The organism is Akkermansia muciniphila (assembly GCF_018709685.1).
Classification (GTDB): domain Bacteria; phylum Verrucomicrobiota; class Verrucomicrobiia; order Verrucomicrobiales; family Akkermansiaceae; genus Akkermansia; species Akkermansia muciniphila_E.
In genome coordinates, this window is record NZ_JABDHQ010000031.1 from 1 (window position 1) to 1,960 (window position 1,960).

The following is a 1,960-nucleotide window of genomic DNA, read 5'->3' on the forward strand; positions in this document are numbered from 1 at the left end:
TTCACTGGAAGCCGGAAAGAACCTGCTGGGCAAGCGTTCCCTCACCAATCAGAATCTCCGCAGTGTCCCCTTGGTGAATCATGGCACGGTGGGAACGCCCGTTGGTTCTAAAAACCAGGACAATAAGGAAATCTACGCCCGCCTGGTGCGCGTGGATGACTACTCCAAAAACCTGGGATTGAAAAAGAATGCCAATTCACGCAAGTACATTGCCTGGTGGGTAACGGGAGAAAACCAGAAGGCGCGCATCAACCTGATGCCGCACGCTTCTGAAGAAAGCACGGATGCCTTGACGGTGCTGCGCTCCACATGGGACACGCCCGGGCCGGATTTGGAACCTCTCAACCTTTCTTCCGTGATGGCCTCGGGCTCCGGAAACGACATGTCCGCTGTCAGAAAGCTCATCTCTCTTGATTCCCTGTTAGCTAGTAACAAAAACGGCCGCTTAAAGGATTTGGGAGAGGTTTACCATGACATTTCCCTGGTTTCTTCCAGCTTGCTCACGGATTCTAAATTCGGGGGTCTTAAAAAAGACCTGAACATTATGTTTTCCCAAGACAAATTGCCGGAAGAATTCCGCGGAGACAATGCGGACATCGGCCTGCGCCCATATACCTCCGAGGACGGCAACCCCACGGAGCAAACTCGCCCGATCGGCTCCTGGAACCAGCTCTACCTGTGGGCCAACGTGTGGGATTCCTCCTCCAAAAAAGAAGGCCAGGACGCCTCCGCAGCCCTGCAATGGGACGGCCGCACGCCGAGCACGCTGATCGCCTCCGATTCCGCCGCGAACATGGAGATGATGGACAACCGCTACACGTACATGCGCCATCCCATCCTGCTGCGCTTTTATTCCTTCGTAGGGATTCAATACATCAAGCACGGCAACAAGCATCCCAACCGCGGCGGCTGGATTGACTTGCGTATTTCCGTGATCCCGGTGTACGTCTGGTGGAACCCGTACAACGTGGACATGAAATTCCAGGGGCCGTCCGGAGAACCCTGGGGCGGCTATTTCGGCGAACACCGCTTCATGCCCTTGCTGCTTTCCCACAACATTAAATTTGCCTGGAATTCCCTGGATGACGGACTGTTAGCCAACCACTCCGAATCCATGCTGGTTCCCTACACGAAAAACGTTTCCTACAGCAACCGCCAGGTAGCGGACTTCGGGGCTTCCTTCAATACCACAGCCAAACTTAAGGGTGACGGCTCTCCGGACAAGAGCGGTTCCTCCACGCTCAAGGCGGGTGAAATCGTTGTCTTCGCCCAGCCCGTTGTTTCCAACATCGTTCACGGCAACGAAGTTTACCAGGCTAAAAACCAGGACAGAGACTTCGCTCCGGACAGATTCCCCCTCAAGGAAGGCTGGGACCAGAGCCCGGGACAGGTGAGCTCCTATGCCGTTAACCTGACGGACGGCTTGCGTTATGAATTGCTGGAAGGAAGCGGCTATGAACAGAATGGCACGGCCAAGGCTTCCGTCATCTTTGCGGAAAATACCAGCCAGCTTACGGAAACCCCCAAAAACCACGTTCTTGCCATGAAATACAGCGAGAATTCATCAAATTCCAATCTGGGCACGTTCATGGCGACGGCCGGGCTGATGGAGCCCAGGAAAATGAATTCCAAATCCTCCCGCAACGGCACGAGTACGCCAGAAATTGACATTTTCTCCAAGACGATGCCCACTATCCTGAACCTCAACTGGGGTGCGTGGGAAAAACCTCTGATTGACCAGGTAAGGTTCCCCGCCGACTTGTGGCAGGATAATGAAGGACCCAATGAAGAAGCTAAAAAATCCGGTGAATATGGAACGCCTTCCCAGGATTCCACCTTCATAGCCTACTACGGAGTATCAATCAAATGGGGCAAGCCTCCGGTCATTGGGGCCTACCCCGAAGGCAAGGACTACCGCGCCAAGACCTGGCAGCACTCCAGCCCCCTCTTCTGGGGCGGG

1 pseudogene is annotated in these 1,960 nt (G+C 54.6%); it reads left to right on the forward strand.

The features are described 5' to 3' along the window. Positions 1-1,960 (forward strand): annotated as a pseudogene (locus tag HHJ06_RS11625) (hypothetical protein); the annotation flags it as partial.